Below are 17264 nucleotides of genomic sequence, written 5' to 3' on the forward strand. Positions count from 1 at the left end.
CGAATATAGACCGTGATTTCAACCAATTTTGTTTTCCAATTCAAATGACCAGTATTTTCTTCTCTGAAAGTTCTAAAAATATCGGTGGTCAAGAACTGCAATTGCTTGAGCAGGCGGTGGGTATAAAGGCCAAAGGTTACACCCCCTATATATTGTGTCGGCCAGGCAGCCGAATTTCTCAGGAAGCCTACAAGCTAGGTTTGAATGTTGAGTTTGTGGCATTTCGCAATGCCATTCACCCGCCCAGTGTTTTAAGGCTGGCCAATTTGGTTCGGCAGTACAAGCCGGTGGCGGTGGTGTGCCACAGCAGCCACGATGCCAATTTGTGTTCAATAACCGTGCATGCCCTGGCAAAACTTGGCTTGCTCAAGCCCCGGCCTACCTTGATTCGCATGCGCACCTACCAACCAGGCCCGGCCAAAGCATTCACTTACAACCAGATGTTTGACCAAACCTTCACGCCCAGCCAGGCTTTGAAAGACCAATTGCTGCAAAACAGTGGGGTACTGCCCGAGAAAATCGGTGTGTTGTACCCTGGCGTTGATTTTGAAAGCATCGCCGCCGCTGCGGCGCTGGGCTTGCCCGCTGAACTTGATGCCCGCCTGAGTGATTTGCAGCAGCGCCCGGTGATTGCCCATGCGGCCATGTTCAGGGTAGAAAAGGGGCACAGTTTCATGTTGCAGGTGGTGAAAGCCCTGCTCCCACAGTTTCCAAATTTGTTGTACGTGGCAGCCGGCGAGGGTGAAACCCGACAGGCCATCGAAACCGAAGCGCGGCGTTTGGGTCTGAGCAGGCATGTGGTGCTGCCGGGCATGTTGAACCCCGTTGCACCGCTCATCAAGCGTGCGGATGTGTTGGTCATGCCTTCCAGTTACGAGCCTTTGGGCATGAGCCAAATTGAAGCGCTGGGCTTGGGCGTGCCTGTGGTGGTCAGCAATGTGGGTGGCCTGCCCGAGACTGTACAAAGTGGTGTAACAGGTTATGTGTGCCCAGCGCCCCATGCGCCCGGTGCGCTCGATGCCTGGGTTCAAGCATTGGGTGCTGTGCTGACTGAACCCCACAAAGCCCGAGACATGGCAGCACTGGGCCGGCAAACCGTGCTGGCCCAGTTTGGCAAACAAAGCAATATTGACGGCTTGGTGGGCACCATTCAGACACCTCAGTTGGGTCGCTCTTGATGTCTGGATGTTTGCCAGCGAGTCAGCGAATTGGTGTGTGGTTTGGCCAAGGGCTGCACAATGCCATGGCAGCACGCGCGGCATGGGGGCAACTGCAGGCCGAATATCCCGGTGCTGATTGGGTATTATTTGGCCCCCAAGCCAGCTTGTTTTTGTTTGAAATGGACGCACGGGTGCCCGTGTACATCCCCTTGCGCGCCTTGGAACCCCGCCGCCCGGCGCAAACCCGCCTTTCTTATTACCTTGAAAAACGCGCCCAGTTTAAAAAGCTGCGTGGCTTGAAGCTTGACCTTTGCATTGGGGTTTCGGCTTTGGCGGCCTTGCCAGAGCAAAACCAGCAAGCCGATGCACAATTTCAGCATGTTCAAAAAATGTTGGGCGTTGGGGGGCAATTCATGCAACAGGAATTGCCAAGCCTTCTACGCGCTGAACGGCCCTTGTTGCAGGCCGGGCCCCAAGCCTTGGCCTATGCAACCCAGCTTTATCGCAAAACCCCACCCGGCCTGCCTAAGGCTGTGGCCTTGCTGTATGCCGAGGAAAATACGCCCACCAGTCTTGATTTGCAATGGCAGGCCCTGCAATGCAGCCTTGCGCAGCTTGGCGGCAACACGCATTTAACCGTAGCTGCCATTGTTGGGGGCAATCGATTACTCGCCCGGCAATTGGGTACTAGTCAGCCCGGCTGGTTACAACTGGGTTTGCCCCAGGCCATGGGCCTGATTGCGTACGCGGATCGGGTGATCAGCGCTTCAGAAGCCATCACCCTAATTTGCGCAGAAATGGGCCGCTCAGACCGCCTCTTGTTGGTTAAAAGTCACAGTTAATGCGTGGCCTCCGCAGTCTCCCGCTTTGGTGCCTCGTTTGCCTGGTTCTGGAATTCTAAGTTTTTCATTCACAAGGCTTTTTGCGGTTCTCCAGGCGATTTTGGCGAATTGTTGATGTCATAAAACTATGGGAATGATCAATTTCTCCTGTTGCACGTCAGCGACAAAAACACCGATTTCCCCATTCTCACACCACGATTTGGTTGGTCGGCCCAAGGGTCCCCGTGTACATTGTCTCTCGTGCCGCTAGAAATGGCGGCAAAGATTCAACCAACACTAATAAGGGTGAAATATGAACAAGAAGCTAGTAGCTGCTGCTCTGGGCCTGGCATTTGCCGCTCCAGTATTTGCTGATTCATCAAACGTAACTTTGTATGGTCGTGTACACCAAGTCTTAGACCAACAATCGACTGATACCGCCGGTGGGAACTTTGCCCTAGAAGATGCTTCTTCACGATTCGGTATTACCGGTCGCGAAGATCTGGGCGGTGGTTTAAGTCTTGTGTTTGGTTACGAGTTCTCCGTTAATGCTGATGCCAACGCTGGTGTTGGTGGTCGCCACTCATACATCGGTATGAAAGGCGGCTGGGGTACTTTGGTGGCCGGCCAGCAAGATGGTGGTAATGAAACTGTTGCCCCTCTGTATACTCAAGCTGGCTTCCTTGGAAGCGTATCTAATCAAGCCGGTCCTCTGGTGGTGATCGGTGGTGGCGGTACAACATTCAGCAATGTTGTAGCGATTCAACGTGTTCAGCGCTTGAACAATTCTTTCGGTTACAAAACCAATATTGGTGGAGTAGCTATTGAAGCGCGCCATGGTTTGAGCGGTGGTAACAACCAAAATACTGCAACAAACGCCGGCAACAACAACCCAAACAACACCGCAACTGCTTCGAAAGAAAACGGTTCGCGTCAAACTGAAGTTGCTGCAACCTACAAGCTGGGTGCGCTGACTGTTGGTGGTGGCTTCCAGATGTTTGACCAGCAAGGTCAAGATCCTTCAGTGTTTAACGCTGCCTCAACAGCTGGTCCCGCTGGTGCTGGTGCAAATGCAGAGCGCACAGTTCAGGGTATCATTACTTACAATTTTGGCGCATTCACATTGGGCGGCATGGTAGCACAAACTAGTTTATATGAAACCAACCCAGCCAATGGCGAAGACAGCAACACAGAATACCTGTTGTCAGCCACTGTACCTATGAGTGCGAACAGCGGTCTTTTCGGCATATACGCTGATTCCGAGCGCAACAATTTGGCAGCACCCGCCGAACTGACCCAAGCTCAAATCGCTTACTACTACGACTTCAGCAAGCGCACACGTACCTACGTGGGTTTCAACCGCCTGACAACTGAAACAGTTGCAACTGGTGCTGAAGCCGATCAGGACAACTTCACTATTGGTCTGCGTCACAACTTCTAATTCAACGTCAAGCTTAAGCTTGGTTTGAATGCAAAGCTTGAAAAAGCCACCTTCGGGTGGCTTTTTCTATTCAAGCCGAAGCAACATATGCACGTGAGTAATTGAAAAGATCAAACGAAAAAAAAGCACCTGAAATTACTCAGGTGCCGTCATTCAAGGAAATTTGACTGTCAAACGAATGATGTGCCTACTGCAGGTTCATGTCAAGCTGTACGCCGCACAAGGTGCTGCTGTAGCGTGTGGCGCTGCCGCTGTTGCTCATGCAACCCAGCGAGGTGGTTTGAAGTTGGTTCTCGGATACTTTCAAGCCAAAAAACAAATCGGGGTACTTGTTGCCTTCTTCACGGCTTAGTTTGAATACCCAATCTCCGGTACCCCACTGGGCACTCATGGGGGCTTTGTTGCGATCCTGGTTCAGTCTGAACCCATAACCAAGCCCACCGTTCTCAGAACTTGTCCAGCGGCCCCATTTGCTCAACGGGTTTTGCCCATCGATATTCAGGGTGACGCCGCCAGCTTGGGCACTGGCCAAAGTGGGTGCCAGCAAAGGTGTTAGCACCAAGCAGGCACAAAATAATGTTTTTTTCATGTTCTTATTCCCTTCAACAGCAGCAATTCAAGCGATTTGCGCTGTTTCGCATGCAAGGCTTTAATTATGCGCGTAATTTTGGTGTGGATAAAGCGGGAGAAGGCCTGTCTTCACCCCGCCAAACCATTGATTTGACTCAGATATTTAAACCTGATGTTGAAAATTCTTGATTAAAAACAATGGGTTTAGCTGCTTAATTCTCAAGTCGCTTTAAACCCAGTTTTTCAAACAACTGGGTGTCACGTTCCAATTCCGGGTTGTCTGTTACCAACAGTTTTTCGCCGTAGAAAATTGAATTGGCACCCGCCAAGAAACAAAGCGCTTGGGTGCTCTCATTCATGCTTTCGCGGCCAGCGGACAAACGCACAAAACTGGTGGGCATGGTGATGCGGGCCACGGCGATGGTGCGTACAAAATCGAGTGGATCGATTTCTTCGTTGTTCGCCAGTGGTGTGCCTTCAACTTTCACCAAATTATTGATAGGCACACTCTCGGGCGGTTCGACCATGTTGGCCAGTTGGGCAATTAGGCCAGCCCGCTGTGTAACCGTTTCACCCAAACCCACAATGCCACCGCAGCACACTTTGATACCCGCATCGCGAACGCGGTCTAGCGTGTCCAGGCGGTCTTGGTAGGTGCGCGTGCTGATAATGTCGCCGTAAAAATCGGGCGAGGTGTCAAGGTTGTGGTTGTAATAATCCAGACCCGCTTCTTGTAGCTGTTTGGCTTGGTGTTCTTTCAGCATGCCCAGTGTGACGCAGGTTTCCAGGCCCATGGCTTTCACTGCAGTTACCATTTCACCTACAGCTTCAACCTGGTGGTCTTTGGGGCTGCGCCATGCTGCACCCATGCAAAAACGTGTGGCGCCTTTGTCCTTGGCGGCCTGTGCGGCTTTCAGCACTTCATCGATGGGCATCAGCTTTTCTGCTTCCACGCCAGTGTTGTACTTGGCCGATTGGGGGCAGTAGCCACAGTCTTCAGGGCAGCCGCCGGTTTTAATCGACAGCAGGGTAGACAGCTGCACGGTGTTCGCATCGAAATGCTCGCGGTGCACCTGCTGCGCCTTGAAAATAAGGTCGTTGAACGGCAGTGCGAACAGGGCTTCAATGGCCTCGACGCTCCAGCGCTGCTTTTCAAGGGCGGGTGGGGCTGTTTTTTTGTTTTCAACCCAGGTAATTTGGCTTTCCATGTGCATCCTTCAGAACAATTCGCTTCCGGGGCCGGGTGCAATCAGGCTGCCCCAGCGTTGTAATACGTGCATCAGTGTTTGGTAGGCGTTTTCCAGTGTCTCGGGCTCGGTGCAATAAGGCGGCACCCAATACACGGTGTTGCCCAGGGGGCGCACCACAATGCCCAGTTCCAGAAACGTTTGGCGTATCCATTGACTCGCGCTGGAACCATACTGACTGTGACTGGATTTTAGCTCAAAGGCCGCCACGGTGCCGCACACGCGCGGGTTTTCAATCAGGGGGTGGCAAGCCAAGGTGGGTAACCAGCGCTGGTGGGTGGCTTCAATGCGGTGAATGTTCGCCCATGTGCTTTCTTCATCGAACAAGGCGAGGCTGGCCAGGGCCGCAGCGCAACCCAATGGGTTTGCGGTGTAGGAATGGCCGTGCAGCAAGGCATGACCAACATGGTCGCTTAAAAACGCGTCGTACACCGCTTGGCTGGTGAGTGTGGCTGCCATGGGCATGAAGCCGCCGGTGAGCCCTTTTGAAATACAAATGATGTCGGCTTGCCCCCCAAACTGTGCCACTTGTTCGGCGGCAAACAGAGTGCCGGTTCGGGCAAAGCCAGTGAATACTTCGTCGAATATCACCAGAACACCGACCGCTTCGCAGCGTTTGCACAGTTCAGCCACATGGGCTGCGCGCATGAATCGCATGCCGCTGGCACCTTGAATCAAAGGCTCGAGCACCAACGCAGCAATTTCATCGGTATTGTTTGCCAGCAAATGATCGAGTGCAGCCAGGGCCAGTTCTTCCGTGCAGGCGCACACCCCTGTGGGGATGAAATCAACCTGAAACAGCCAGGGCGCGAAGGATCGTAAAAACCGCTGGACTTGCCGGTGGCCATGGCGCCGAAGGTGTCGCCGTGGTATCCGCCCTCCAGCGCGATAAGCCGTTTTTTGGTGTCCACGCCCTTGTTTTGCCAGTATTGAAAGGCCATTTTCAGGGCCACTTCAATGGCGGTCGATCCGTTGTCGGAGTAAAACACCTTGGCCATGGGCGCGGGCGCAAGCTGGATCAACCTTTCTGCCAGCAACACAGCGAGGGTGCGTGACACCCGCAAACATCACATGTTCAAGCTCAAGTGCCTGCCGGGAAATTGCCTGTGCAATCGCGGGGTTGCTGTGGCCATGAATGTTCACCCACCAACTTGAGACCGCATCAAAATATTGCTTGCCTTGAGCATCGAATAAAAACTCGCCTTCACCACGAACCACAGCCAAAGGTGCGGCGGCGGTTTGCATTTGAGTGAATGGATGCCAGCAATATTGCGCATCCAGTTCAAGCAATTGGGTGTGGGAAAGTTGTGTCATGAGGGCTGTGCGATCACAAGCTGTCAAGCGCGCGAATAAGCCGCTCAGGCATGCCAAATTCAGTCAGTGCCTGCGGGCTTAATTCAGTGAAAACCGGCAATTCAGCCAACACCGGCACTTCACCAAAATGTTCGATCGCCTCACGGTTGGCAGGGTTGGTCTCACCCACCATCACCACGCCCAGCACAGGTACGCCAGCGGATTTCAGGGCCTGCAGTGAAAGGCAAGTGTGGTTGATGGTACCGAGCCCGCTGCGGGCCACCAACAAAGCGCAACTGCCCAGGTGTTTCATGAGGTCGAGCATGGTGTCGCGCCAGTTCAGGGGCACCATGCAACCGCCAGCGCCTTCCACCACGAGTCGTTCGGCTGTGGGCAACACAAAATCACCGAGCTGAATTTTCACGCCATCGATGTCAGCGGCCTGGTGGGGCGACAAGGGCTGGGTTAAACGGTAAAGTTCCGGGTGTACCGCCCGTCCGCTCAGGCGGGCAATCCACTCGCTGTCGCTACCACCTTCAAGCCCGCTTTGCAACGGCTTCCAGTAATCTGCTTGCCAGTGTTTGCAAAGCCATGCACTGGTAATTGTTTTGCCGATGCCCGTGTCGGTGCCAGTCACAAACAAATGTTTCACGGCCGTTCCAAGTAGTAAAAACCAATGTGATAGTTCATGGTGCATCCTTCGCCCAGTGCGGAGATCACTTTGCGCAGGTTCACAGGCTTGTGGTTCACGCGCGGCTGGTCCGCTCCAATCGCACGCAGGCTGCGGGCAAAGGAAAGACCGTCCGGGTGGTGGTCCAGAAAGTCTTTGGTGTGGTGTGCTGTGCTGGCGGCAATGCCCTCAGCCACAAGGGTTTGCAGCATGTCTTGTAAGTCCTCGTCGCAGGGCAGTCGGCGCAAGCCGCTTTTCTGATTGGTGTCTTCATGCGCAGTTTCCCAAGCCTGAAACGAGCCGTCGAGCAATACACTGAATGCCACTGTGTTGGACACCGACAGCCAGCGACGAATGGCCTCTTCAAGGTTGTTGAACCATTGCGCACACATGCCGGAAATAAGCAGGGAGTGGTTCGGAATCCACAAGTGTTCAACGGCCAGTTCTTCGCCATTCAGTTGGTGCGTGTGCAGACGCTCTGTCGGGAATTTGCGCTTCAGTTCAGTCAACATGCCCTGCGCCAGGTCCACCGCGTGCACTGCGCTGTTCGGGAATTTGGTCAGCAGATGCTCGGTTAAAAATCCGGTGCCGCTGCCCACATCCACGCAGGCTTTTGGGTTGAAGTCCGCGGGCAACATTTGGTCAAGCCATTGGCACAGGTGCTGCGCAGAATGTTTTTGAACGCGCGCATGGTGGTCGTAGTCGCGCGCCGCATTCGAAAACCGGCTTGAGGCGGCCAATGCAGAATTCAGTTTTCGCGGCAGGGCGTGTTCAGACATTTCAATGCGGACGCAGTATTAGTGCTGGCTGAGAAGAGGCAACAAGATGTCAGTATACCGCGCAGGCGTTCCTGCAAACCCGGCGTGATCTGCGGGCAGTGCGACCAAGGAATGCCCTTGGGTCGAAAGAATGATGTCGAAGCAGGCGTGCGCCAGCGGTAACGAAACGATTTGATCATGCTGACCTGCCCAGGCATACAGGTCGGCGCCGTTCGAGAGTGCTGCATTCAAGGCCTCGCCGCAATTCAATTGCTGCATGCTGCGAAGGTCGGCCAACAAAGTGTTTTCATTCAGTGTGGCCCACTGGGCATTGTGACCACAGCGCGCATGAAAATCTCTCAACACCTCGGGCATGTTCTGTTCGGCTTTTTGAATCATTCTGCCCAGCACGCGCGGCGCGGTTCCTTCTGTGTGCTGCCCACCTTTGATGAAATGCGTAAAACCGTGCAGGCTGAACAGGCTGTGCCAGCGCACTGAGAAATCCAGCAGCTTTGAAAATCCGAGGGAATGTCCCATTCCCAACCAAGGTACTTCAGCATGGCCCAGAACCAGGCTGTGTAAAATTTCGGCGGGATGGTGCAACCATTCGCCATCGGTGTACAACATCAAACCCGCCTTGGCTTGTTCCGGGAAATAACCAGCTTCAAGACAAACCAACAAGGTCGAATCTCGAATGTCTTCTGGCAACTGCCCCAGAAAGGCATCAAAAAAGTGGTGGTTGTATCCCCACCCGTGGGCCATCAACAGCACTTGCGTAATTTCGGGCTGCTTCATGCGCTCACCTTCCAGCTGGCCAGTGCGTGGAGCAGTTGCTCATACACGGCAAGAGTGTGGCCAGTGTTCAGTGCAAGCCGAACCCGTGCGGCATTGGGGGGCACGGTGGGAGGGCGTACGGCAGAGGTTCGAATGCCGGCCTGTTGCAAATGGGTCTTGAGTTCAAGGCATGCATTGTTACTGCCCACCACCAAGGGAACAATGTGGGTGTTCGACAAGCCCGTGTCAAAGCCCAGTTTATGTACCTGGTTGCGCAATGTTTCTGCGGCGGTGTGCAGCATGCCCCGTTCTTTATTCAGGCCCGGAATAATTTCCAATGCTTTGCCAACTGCGCCAATTACAAAAGGCGAGGGCGCGGTGGAATACACAAAGCCGGTGCAACGGTTGACCAGGTATTGTTTGAATATTTCGCTGCATGCAATGTACGCCCCGCTGACCCCCACAGCCTTGCTGAAGGTGCCCATGATTACCCAGTGCCCCAGGGTTTTCAGTGCATCTATGGCGGGGTGTTGTATCGCCCCAAGGCCTCGACCTTCCGGTCCCCAAATTCCCGTGGCATGGGCCTCGTCCAGGTACACCACAGCCTTGTGTTGCAGGGCAATTTCCGCGAGTTGTTCAACCGGCAGCAGATCACCTTCCATGCCAAAAACCGTTTCTGAAACAATAATTTTGGGCTGCCTGGATTCCGCGTGTTTATCCAGCAGCTCAGTCAAATGCGCCATGTCGTTGTGGCGAAACCGAATTTGTTTGACCCCCGCCAGTTGGCAGGCATGGTGCAAGCTGGCGTGGTTCAGGCGGTCGGTGAACACAAGGGGCTCAGTGCCACCCACCACGCCACCCCACAGGCCTTTGTCCAGCAGTGCGGCCAACCCGCTGGCGTTGGCTTGATAGCCACTTGAGAAAACAAGTGCAGCTTCAGCGTTTTTGAATTGTGCAACTTGGAATTCCAGTTCTTCAAAGCAGTCGAGGTTGCCTGACAACAAACGCGAGCCGGTCGCACCCGCACCGTATTTTTTCGCGCATTCATGGCCTGCCTCTACAATGTCGCCGCGCTGGGCCAGGCACAAATAATCATTGCTGGAAAAATCGTATACACGCTGGTCGATGGGGCAAGGCAGCAACACGCGCTTGCTGCTGTCTTGGGCCAAAAGTTCTAGGCGTTGCTGGCTGGCTTGGCTCAGGTTCATCGCGCTTAGGTCAGGTCAAAATAATGTCGTAATGTTCCTGCACAAACAGGTTGTCCACCTGCAGGGTAATCGGCTTTCCTACAAACTCTTCCAGCATGCCCAAGTGTTGGGCCTCTTCTTCCAGAAACAGGTCGATCACCGCTGGGCTGGCCAGTATGCGAAATTCTTTGGGGTTGAACTGGCGGCTTTCACGCACAATTTCCCGCATGATTTCATAGGCCACGGTTTGGGCTGTTTTAACCTGCCCCTTGCTTGGCAGCTTGGGCAGGGTTCGCACAACAAATGGGCCAGGCTTTCGCGGGTGCGTTTGCGGGTCATTTCCACCAAGCCCAGCGCGGAAAAGTCGGTCACGCTGGTTCGGGCGCGGTCGCGGTCCAACGCCTTTTGCAATTCCGTCAGTACTGCTTTTTTGTGTTCCTCGGTGCTCATGTCGATGAAGTCGATCACGATGATGCCACCCAGGTTGCGCAAGCGTAATTGGCGTGCAATGGCGTGTGCCGCTTCCAGATTGGTCTTAAACACCGTTTCTTCAAAATTGCGGGCACCAATAAAACCGCCCGTATTCACGTCAATTGTCGTGAGGGCTTCGGTTTGATCGATGATCACGTATCCGCCCGATTTCAGTTCAACCCGGCGGCCCAGCGCCTTTTGCAATTCGTCTTCAATGTTGTACAGCTCGAACAGTGGTCTTTCACCCTGATGCAGTTGAAGGCGGTCTTTGGTTTCCTGTGCATAGGTTTCAGCAAAGGTCAACAGGTTCTTCAGGGTTTCTTTGGAATCAACAAGAATGGCTTGAGTGTCTGCACTCACCAGGTCGCGCACCACACGCTGCGCCATGGTCAGGTCTTCGTAAATCAGGCTGGGTGCGGGCTTCGTGCGGGTCAATTCCAGCATCTCGCGCCAGCGGGTTCGCAGGTAATTCACATCGGCGGTCAATTCTTCATCGGTGGCTTCTTCGGCGTGCGTGCGAATAATAAAGCCACCGGTGTTTTCGGGCAGCAGGCGAGTTAGTTTTGCGCGCAGCTCTTCTCGCTCGCCTTCATTCTCAATGCGCTGTGAAACACCGATGTGTGGGTCTTGCGGCAGGTGCACCAACATGCGGCCTGCCAGGCTGATTTGCGTGGTGAGCCTGGCGCCTTTGGTGCCCAGTGGGTCTTTGCTCACTTGCACAATAATGGTTTGCCCCTCGAACACCATTTTTTCAATGGCGGGCGGTGGGTTGCCATTCTGTTTCGATTGGTGGTGGTTGTAGGTGCGGTGTTCCCACAGGTCGGCCACATGCAGAAACGCTGCGCGCTCCAATCCAATGTCGACAAATGCAGATTGCATGCCGGGCAACACGCGTACTACTTTGCCCAGGTACACATTGCCCACAATGCCGCGTGTGGATGTGCGTTCAATGTGAAGTTCTTGCACAGCACCGTGCTGAACAATGGCCACGCGCGTTTCCTGCGGTGTCACGTTCACCAGTATTTGTTCGTTGATCATCTTTTGCTTCTTGGGTATTAATCGATTCTTGTTGCAGCTCAGTTTCTGTTTTGGGCCGCTGTTTGGAGTTGGCGTATCAATTCGCTGGTTTCAAACAGTGGTAAACCCATAATGCCAGAATGACTGCCGGAAATGTGACGAACGTATTGCCCTGCGATCCCCTGAATGCCGTAGGCACCCGCTTTGTCGAAGGGCTCGCCACTGTCGATGTAGGCGTGGAGGAAGGTTTCGGGAAGTTTTGTGAACTCCACGTGTGACGTTTGCACGGTGCTTCTGGTTGCAGTGGTGCTGCCATCGACATGAAGCCAAGCGCCAGCCACTGCGGTATGCACCTCGTGGGTGGTGTTGGACAGGCTTTGCAGCATTTGAAAGGCCTGCGCCGCATGTTGCGGTTTGCCCAGAATGGTGCCGTTCAGTGCAACCGTGGTGTCGGCCGCCAATACCAGCCCGCTTAATTGTTGCGCACGCATGGCCTCAAGCGCTGCATTCAGTTTCAGTTGGGTCACGCGTTGCACGTACAGCAAGGGGTCTTCGTGTTCAAAAGGCGCTTCAAGCGCTTCGGCCTCTGGGCTACTCTGCGCCAGAAACACCCGCACTTTTAATCCGAGTGTTTCAAGTAATTCAAGCCTGCGCGGGCTGCGCGAAGCAAGCCAAACCTGGGCCGGCAGGCCACTGTGCTCGGGGCGAACGGGTGTGTTCATGTTGGGGCTTATTCGCGGTGGTACGGATGCCCAATGGTAATGGAAAATGCGCGGTACAGCGCTTCCACCAACAGCACGCGCGCCAGTGCATGGGGCAGGGTAAGGTCGGATAGCCGCCACATGCCCTGGCATTGCTGCTTCAGGGTTTCATCAAGCCCATCGGCACTGCCGATGAGCAGGCACAGTGTTTCGCTGCTGTTGTGCCATTTCTGAAGTTGCTCAGCCAAGGCTTTGCTGGTGTGGCGTTCCCCCCGTTCATCGAGTGCAATGACGCGTGCGCCATTGGGTATGGCCGCTCGAATGCGCTCGGCTTCTTTGGCGAGAATTTGGTCCACGGGTTTGCCCGCAGACCGGTCTTCAGGTTTCAATTCTTTGATGGTCAGCTTCCAGTCGCCTGGAAAGCGTTTCTGGAACTGATCTACAGCCTGTTGCGCCCATGGCTCAATTTTGTGAGACAGGGCGATAACGTGGATTTTCAAAGCGAAGCGAAAATCTTAGTTGTACTGGCTTGAATAGGCCTCGGCCTGCTGCGGGAAATAATCCACGCCGGGCATTGGTTTGCTCAGGCTGTGCGGGTTCAACTTCACGCGCACGGGCTTGCCACCCCAAATTTCTTCCAGGTTGTAATACTCGCGAATGGCGGGTTGCATCAAATGCACCACCACATCGCCCAGGTCGACCAGTACCCATTCGCCGGTGTCTTCACCTTCGGTGCTGAACACTTCGCCACCGTTTTCCTTGGTTTTCTCGCGAACGTTGTTGGCCAAAGCGCGTGTTTGGCGGTTTGAAGAGGCTGAGGCAATGATGACCCGGTCAAAAACACCGGTAAGGTGGGTCGTGTCGAAAACGGCGATGTCTTGTGCTTTGATGTCTTCGAGGGCGTCAATCACGACGCGCTGCAGTTTACGCAATTCCATGCAATTCCAAAGGTTTGTTAATTGCCTGAATTCTAACAACTTTCAGGGCTGGGCGCGACCATAAACTGGGTGCTGTGTCAGGTACTTGAGCACAGCGGTGGGTAGGCTGGCCTCAAGTTTGAAGCGGGCGGTTTCCCGAACTTCGGCGTTGCCAGACTGTAACAGCTGGAATTGCCTTCGAATTTGGGTTGAGCTGATGTTCACGCTGGGCATGGGTATGCGAAACAGGCGATCTTGGAGCAAATGTCGTTTTAAAGCCTCGGGCACCTGAAAATCGCCCCACTGGGTGCGGTCCACCACGCCAATACGGGCGTAATCAAACAGGCTTTGCCAATGTTTCCAGCTGGTCAGGTTGGCCAGTTGGTCTGCGCCGATGACAAAAGAAAATTTGTGGGCAGGGTGCCGTTCGCTTAGCTTCTCAAGCGTATCCACGGTGTAGGTGGGGCCTTCATGCTCAATTTCGAAGGGTTCCATGCGCCAGGAATGCACACCCTCAATGGCGAGTTCAACCAGTTTTTTGCGGATTTCAGCAGGTGCGAGGTCTGCGTTGGGTTTTTGCCAAGGTTGACCAGCTGGCATGAACCACACTTCATCGGCCATGCACTGGGCTTGGGCCGAGCGGGCCATTTGCAGATGCCCCATGTGAATTGGGTTGAAAGTGCCGCCGATGATGCAGATTTGCCGTGTTGGCATGGAATTGGGCTTACTAGTGGGGGACGGTTAGAAGTCTAACTGACTACGTGCATTGCATGTGAACACTTAGCTGCACCTTTCAGGACGTGTTGCTGCCAACACCGCCAAAATCTTGTGGCGTTTAATCCACTGAATCAAGTTGCTGTGCGCTGTCATCGAATGGGCTTTCCATTTGGAGTTTCAATGGAGTGGTGTTTAATGTTTGTCCTTCAACCAAAGTCGACTCGAGTTTTAATATGGCTTGCTTTGATCAAGTGGAAAGTTGTATTTCCATGGTTCGTACCAAGGCCTACCCATTGAAAAATTGATCATGAACCGTTTTTCATTCGGATATCGCTGGTCTTTATAACAAGCAATTCCAACGGCTATTTGATACTTGTCAGGAACATGCCAAAAAGTTGCGTTTGATCGACATTCTTCAATTTTGCTTATCCATTCTTTCGTATTCTCGTAAGCAGGCTCCTCTGGATCAGTAAGAAGCCATCCTGCATTCCTCCACTGTGTTTGAAGATCAAGTATCACGTTCAATGCTTGCTGCAATTGAAGTGGTTCGACTTGGGGGGACATTCTTACCCCGTCTATATTTCCTTTGTCATCGAATCCAACAGTAAAGAATTTTGCAGGCGGCGTGATGAATCCATATTGGTGATCTGCAAAACGCATGTAAGACAACTGTTTGGGTTGGCGATACCAATGACGGCCCTCATACACGGGACCAATTTCTGCTGTTGATCTGGCCTGCATGTCTTTCCACGGTTCACCGATTATTAATGCAATTTCCTTGGCTGGAGTCAGCAGCTCCGCAGCCTTGCACGCGCCAATCACAAGCAGCGTTGCCGCCAACACCGCTAGCATTTTGTGGTGTCGAATCCACTGAATCAGCTTGCTGTGTGTTGTCATCGAATGGCACTTCCATTTGAAATTTCGCCAATGCTTTGTTCAATCAAGTGGCGGTTACCGCTTTTCAGCAGATTGTGGAATTGCCTTGCTGCGCGCAACACGAAGGGCATGCGTTCATCCAGATTGGCCAGATTTGCAAAAGCACTGGTGCTGAATTCAATGCTGCGGCCGTCTTGCAACGGCGCACATTGATTGGCCAGGGTCAATTGAACGGGTTGCTCCAGCCCGGTTGAAATGTTGGTGACATAGGCCAGTGAACTGGCCGCCTGGTTGCTTTGCAACAACCCACGCATCAAGAAGTCGTCGTAAATCGCGGGTTGAAGGATATTCTTTTGCTCATGACGAGCCAATAAATCTACACTTTTGAAAATATCCCCAGCTTCAATGGCTTCGAATGCAGGAATAATTTCCCCAAAAGGAAATCCAAATTTAACTTTGTTGGCAATCGGCCAAAGAATTGGAAACTTCGGGTTTTGGTCAATTTTCTGCCGCGCTTTCATGCATTTTTTCATGTCCGCTATCCCCCGCTTTTTGTAAAACATGTGCAGCGGATAAATGTCCAGAAACAAGGCAGTGTTACCCAAGGCCAGCGTGTCGAACACATATTGCATCGACACTTCTGCGCCTTCCATGCCGCCGCGTACACCGGCAGATCCAATTTTCGCACCGGGTGGTATCCAGGGCTTTCGTTCAACATTCTCCAGTTCGCGCTGGGTACGATTGATCTGTTCCATGCCAGTGGCTGCGTGCAGCAGGCCGCAGCCCACTTGTTTGGAGGCAAACGCAGCAAGCCCAGCCCATTCAAAGCGGTTGTCGGTTTTCCACAATGCGGCATAGGCGGTGTTAATTCGCCTGTTGCGGGCAATGGGGTCGGCAATCAACACGCCGCCTGGTGCAACTATGTGCTGGGCTTCGCGCTGGTAAATGCGCCACAGGCAGTCGCAGGTTAATACCTCTACTTCTGCAATCAGTTTTTCGGTGTGGTCGTAGCGGTCGGTGCTGTAACACTTGCATTTGTCCAGTGTACGGGTGCCTTTGTGCAGAACAAGCTCGTCACTGGGAAAATAGGGAAAGCAGTTGTTGGTCATGGCATGGAGTGAACAATCAATTCGGCTTGCACTGCTTTCTTGATCACCAGTTTGCGGGTTAGACCCTCTGCGTTCGAATGGCCCGATTCTGCCGCGCCAGTGGACAAATTGATGGTGTAAGGCACACCGGCCACAGGTTCTCGCGTTTCATGGTGTCGAATCACGAATTGCACTTCTTTGTCCTCAGTTTGATTGCCCAAGGGGTTGTCGGGAATTCGCTGTTCGGCTACCCGGGCCATTGCACCCGTTGGCGAGGCGTGGGTTGTGCTGGTTTGGGATGCAATCAAGCTGGCACCACATGCGGTTTTCATGCCCTCAAAAGCCAGGGGTACGCCATTGCAGGTGTGGGTGGGGTTACCCTGCGCAATCGGGAACACTCCCTTGCACAAAGGGCAGGCCACCTTGTGGCCCATGGCGGCCACAGCACGGCCTTCGACGGTGTAAAAGGAAAAGCCTTCAAGCACAGTGCCGCCGTGGCTGGTGATGTCGCCTTGGCGAATCATCAATGGCATGGTTTAACTCTTGTTCAGTCAATGACCAAGCAAGCTAACATGTGGCGTTTTGGATTGGAAAAAGCATCACCACAAGTGGTGGGGTTGGGTTAGTTCTGGGTTAACTCACCCAATTCTTGTCCACCAAAAAATCGGTGTACAGCCTGGCTTCCGCACTGCCCGCCTCAGGTTGCCAGTCATAGCGCCATTTCACCTGCGGGGGCATGCTCATCAAGATTGATTCGGTGCGGCCACCGCTTTGCAGGCCAAACAGGGTGCCACGGTCGAATACCAAATTGAATTCAACGTAGCGGCCGCGCCGATAGGCCTGGAAGTCGCGTTCGCGTTCGCCGTAGGCCATGTTCATGCGGCGCTCAACAATGGGCAGGTAGCCTTTCAAAAAGGCATCGCCCACGCTGCGGGTCATTGCAAAGCTCTGCTCGAAACCCAACTCGGAAAAATCATCGAAAAACACACCGCCTACACCGCGGGGTTCTTTGCGGTGCTTCAGGTAAAAATACTCGTCGCACCATTTCTTGAACTTGGCATGGTAGTGCGCACCAAAGGGATCGAGTGCATTTTTGCAGCTTTGGTGAAAATGTTTTGCGTCTTCTTCAAAGCCATAATAAGGAGTTAAGTCCATGCCGCCGCCAAACCACCACACCGATTCACCTTCCACGGTGGTGGCTGCAAACAGGCGCACATTCATGTGCACTGTGGGTACATAAGGGTTGCGGGGGTGAAATACCAGTGACACACCCATGGCTTCGAAGCTGGCACCAGCAAGGCCCTGGCGGCTGGCAGTGGCTGAGCCGGGCAACTTGTCGCCCATCACATGGCTGAAATTGACACCGCCACGCTCCAGCAAACTGCCTTCTTCCAGCACGCGACTACAACCGCCGCCCCCTTCAGCCCGTTCCCAGGAATCGTTCAAAAAAGGTTTGCTTTCGAACTGACCAATGCCCGCGATGATGCTGCTTTGAAGGCCTTGAAGGTATTGCTTTACCTGATTCAGTTCAGAAGGTGTCATTGCTCTAAGTCCTG

Annotated in this window: 17 protein-coding genes and 3 pseudogenes; 3 read left to right on the top strand and 17 right to left on the bottom strand. The window is 53.5% G+C overall.

Going from position 1 to position 17264, the window contains the following annotated elements; all coding sequences use genetic code 11:
- Positions 1-44 precede the first annotated feature (44 nt).
- The 3 genes from BSZ31_RS07345 (at position 45) to BSZ31_RS07355 (ending at position 3422) form a co-directional block, all read left to right on the top strand.
- Entirely contained in the window at positions 45-1178 is a 1134-nt protein-coding gene (locus BSZ31_RS07345; RefSeq protein WP_168426892.1) for a glycosyltransferase family 4 protein, read from the top strand.
- A complete protein-coding gene (locus tag BSZ31_RS07350) occupies positions 1178-2002 on the top strand; it encodes a hypothetical protein (protein WP_105028196.1) in 825 nt (274 codons plus the stop codon). Before BSZ31_RS07345 ends, BSZ31_RS07350 begins: the two co-directional genes overlap by 1 nt.
- Positions 2003-2294: 292 nt before the next feature.
- Positions 2295-3422: a porin gene (locus BSZ31_RS07355; RefSeq protein WP_105028197.1), complete on the top strand. Its 1128-nt coding sequence runs from the start codon at positions 2295-2297 to the stop codon at positions 3420-3422.
- A gap of 187 nt (positions 3423-3609) precedes the next feature.
- Here BSZ31_RS07355 and BSZ31_RS07360 read toward each other — a convergent pair whose 3' ends face one another.
- From BSZ31_RS07360 to hemF, 17 genes and pseudogenes are all read right to left on the bottom strand, one after another.
- On the bottom strand, positions 3610-4011 hold the full coding sequence (locus tag BSZ31_RS07360) for a hypothetical protein (protein ID WP_105028198.1): 402 nt from the start codon (positions 4009-4011) through the stop codon (positions 3610-3612).
- A gap of 208 nt (positions 4012-4219) precedes the next feature.
- Positions 4220-5200: pseudogene (gene bioB / locus BSZ31_RS07365) on the bottom strand (biotin synthase BioB); the annotation flags it as partial.
- Positions 5201-5209: 9 nt separating this feature from the next.
- Complete coding sequence (locus BSZ31_RS17025; protein ID WP_255411421.1) at positions 5210-6010, bottom strand: aminotransferase class III-fold pyridoxal phosphate-dependent enzyme; 801 nt, start codon at positions 6008-6010, stop codon at positions 5210-5212.
- Positions 5914-6553, bottom strand: a pseudogene (locus tag BSZ31_RS17790) (aminotransferase class III-fold pyridoxal phosphate-dependent enzyme). The gene BSZ31_RS17025 and the pseudogene BSZ31_RS17790 overlap by 97 nt, the downstream one beginning before the upstream one ends.
- Positions 6554-6566: 13 nt before the next feature.
- The gene (bioD, locus tag BSZ31_RS07375; RefSeq protein WP_105028199.1) at positions 6567-7184 is read right to left on the bottom strand and encodes a dethiobiotin synthase; all 618 of its coding nucleotides are present in this window, start codon (positions 7182-7184) and stop codon (positions 6567-6569) included.
- Positions 7181-7981, bottom strand: coding sequence for a methyltransferase domain-containing protein (locus tag BSZ31_RS07380; protein ID WP_105028200.1), 801 nt, complete (start codon positions 7979-7981; stop codon positions 7181-7183). Before BSZ31_RS07380 ends, bioD begins: the two co-directional genes overlap by 4 nt.
- An 18-nt stretch (positions 7982-7999) precedes the next feature.
- Complete coding sequence (locus BSZ31_RS07385; RefSeq protein ID WP_105028201.1) at positions 8000-8755, bottom strand: hypothetical protein; 756 nt, start codon at positions 8753-8755, stop codon at positions 8000-8002.
- Positions 8752-9942, bottom strand: a complete 1191-nt coding sequence (locus BSZ31_RS07390; RefSeq protein ID WP_105028202.1) for an 8-amino-7-oxononanoate synthase — start codon at positions 9940-9942, stop codon at positions 8752-8754. The genes BSZ31_RS07385 and BSZ31_RS07390 overlap by 4 nt, the downstream gene beginning before the upstream one ends.
- A 10-nt stretch (positions 9943-9952) precedes the next feature.
- Positions 9953-11427: pseudogene (gene rng / locus BSZ31_RS07395) on the bottom strand (ribonuclease G).
- Between the two features lie 41 nt (positions 11428-11468).
- The gene (locus BSZ31_RS07400; protein WP_105028203.1) at positions 11469-12131 is read right to left on the bottom strand and encodes a nucleoside triphosphate pyrophosphatase; all 663 of its coding nucleotides are present in this window, start codon (positions 12129-12131) and stop codon (positions 11469-11471) included.
- A gap of 8 nt (positions 12132-12139) precedes the next feature.
- Positions 12140-12610 (bottom strand): 23S rRNA (pseudouridine(1915)-N(3))-methyltransferase RlmH, encoded by a 471-nt coding sequence (rlmH, locus tag BSZ31_RS07405; RefSeq protein WP_105028204.1) that lies wholly within the window; start codon positions 12608-12610, stop codon positions 12140-12142.
- A 15-nt stretch (positions 12611-12625) separates the two neighbouring features.
- Positions 12626-13048, bottom strand: a complete 423-nt coding sequence (gene rsfS / locus BSZ31_RS07410) for a ribosome silencing factor (protein ID WP_105028205.1) — start codon at positions 13046-13048, stop codon at positions 12626-12628.
- A 42-nt stretch (positions 13049-13090) separates the two neighbouring features.
- Positions 13091-13741, bottom strand: coding sequence for a nicotinate-nucleotide adenylyltransferase (nadD, locus tag BSZ31_RS07415; RefSeq protein ID WP_105028206.1), 651 nt, complete (start codon positions 13739-13741; stop codon positions 13091-13093).
- Positions 13742-13972: 231 nt separating this feature from the next.
- A complete protein-coding gene (locus tag BSZ31_RS07420; protein ID WP_105028207.1) occupies positions 13973-14641 on the bottom strand; it encodes a hypothetical protein in 669 nt (222 codons plus the stop codon).
- Positions 14638-15729: a hypothetical protein gene (locus BSZ31_RS07425; RefSeq protein WP_105028208.1), complete on the bottom strand. Its 1092-nt coding sequence runs from the start codon at positions 15727-15729 to the stop codon at positions 14638-14640. Before BSZ31_RS07425 ends, BSZ31_RS07420 begins: the two co-directional genes overlap by 4 nt.
- Complete coding sequence (locus BSZ31_RS07430) at positions 15726-16241, bottom strand: PAAR domain-containing protein (protein WP_105028209.1); 516 nt, start codon at positions 16239-16241, stop codon at positions 15726-15728. Before BSZ31_RS07430 ends, BSZ31_RS07425 begins: the two co-directional genes overlap by 4 nt.
- Positions 16242-16341: 100 nt before the next feature.
- The gene (gene hemF, locus BSZ31_RS07435; RefSeq protein ID WP_105028210.1) at positions 16342-17250 is read right to left on the bottom strand and encodes an oxygen-dependent coproporphyrinogen oxidase; all 909 of its coding nucleotides are present in this window, start codon (positions 17248-17250) and stop codon (positions 16342-16344) included.
- Between the last annotated feature and the right edge of the window lie 14 nt (positions 17251-17264).

It is taken from the genome of Limnobacter sp. SAORIC-690 (genome assembly GCF_002954425.1).
Classification (GTDB): domain Bacteria; phylum Pseudomonadota; class Gammaproteobacteria; order Burkholderiales; family Burkholderiaceae_B; genus Limnobacter; species Limnobacter profundi.

What these genes read in the sequence shown, in the direction of transcription:
- BSZ31_RS07425 (WP_105028208.1), bottom strand. Translation starts at nt 15,729, where the DNA reads ATGACCAACAACTGCTTTCCCTATTTTCCCAGTGACGAGCTTGTTCTG.
- BSZ31_RS07390 (WP_105028202.1), bottom strand. Translation starts at nt 9,942, where the DNA reads ATGAACCTGAGCCAAGCCAGCCAGCAACGCCTAGAACTTTTGGCCCAA.
- BSZ31_RS07350 (WP_105028196.1), top strand. Translation starts at nt 1,178, where the DNA reads ATGTCTGGATGTTTGCCAGCGAGTCAGCGAATTGGTGTGTGGTTTGGC.
- hemF (WP_105028210.1), bottom strand. Translation starts at nt 17,250, where the DNA reads ATGACACCTTCTGAACTGAATCAGGTAAAGCAATACCTTCAAGGCCTT.
- rsfS (WP_105028205.1), bottom strand. Translation starts at nt 13,048, where the DNA reads ATGGAATTGCGTAAACTGCAGCGCGTCGTGATTGACGCCCTCGAAGAC.
- BSZ31_RS07400 (WP_105028203.1), bottom strand. Translation starts at nt 12,131, where the DNA reads ATGAACACACCCGTTCGCCCCGAGCACAGTGGCCTGCCGGCCCAGGTT.
- BSZ31_RS07430 (WP_105028209.1), bottom strand. Translation starts at nt 16,241, where the DNA reads ATGCCATTGATGATTCGCCAAGGCGACATCACCAGCCACGGCGGCACT.
- BSZ31_RS07355 (WP_105028197.1), top strand. Translation starts at nt 2,295, where the DNA reads ATGAACAAGAAGCTAGTAGCTGCTGCTCTGGGCCTGGCATTTGCCGCT.
- BSZ31_RS07385 (WP_105028201.1), bottom strand. Translation starts at nt 8,755, where the DNA reads ATGAAGCAGCCCGAAATTACGCAAGTGCTGTTGATGGCCCACGGGTGG.
- BSZ31_RS07380 (WP_105028200.1), bottom strand. Translation starts at nt 7,981, where the DNA reads ATGTCTGAACACGCCCTGCCGCGAAAACTGAATTCTGCATTGGCCGCC.
- BSZ31_RS07420 (WP_105028207.1), bottom strand. Translation starts at nt 14,641, where the DNA reads ATGACAACACACAGCAAGCTGATTCAGTGGATTCGACACCACAAAATG.
- nadD (WP_105028206.1), bottom strand. Translation starts at nt 13,741, where the DNA reads ATGCCAACACGGCAAATCTGCATCATCGGCGGCACTTTCAACCCAATT.
- BSZ31_RS07360 (WP_105028198.1), bottom strand. Translation starts at nt 4,011, where the DNA reads ATGAAAAAAACATTATTTTGTGCCTGCTTGGTGCTAACACCTTTGCTG.
- BSZ31_RS07345 (WP_168426892.1), top strand. Translation starts at nt 45, where the DNA reads ATGACCAGTATTTTCTTCTCTGAAAGTTCTAAAAATATCGGTGGTCAA.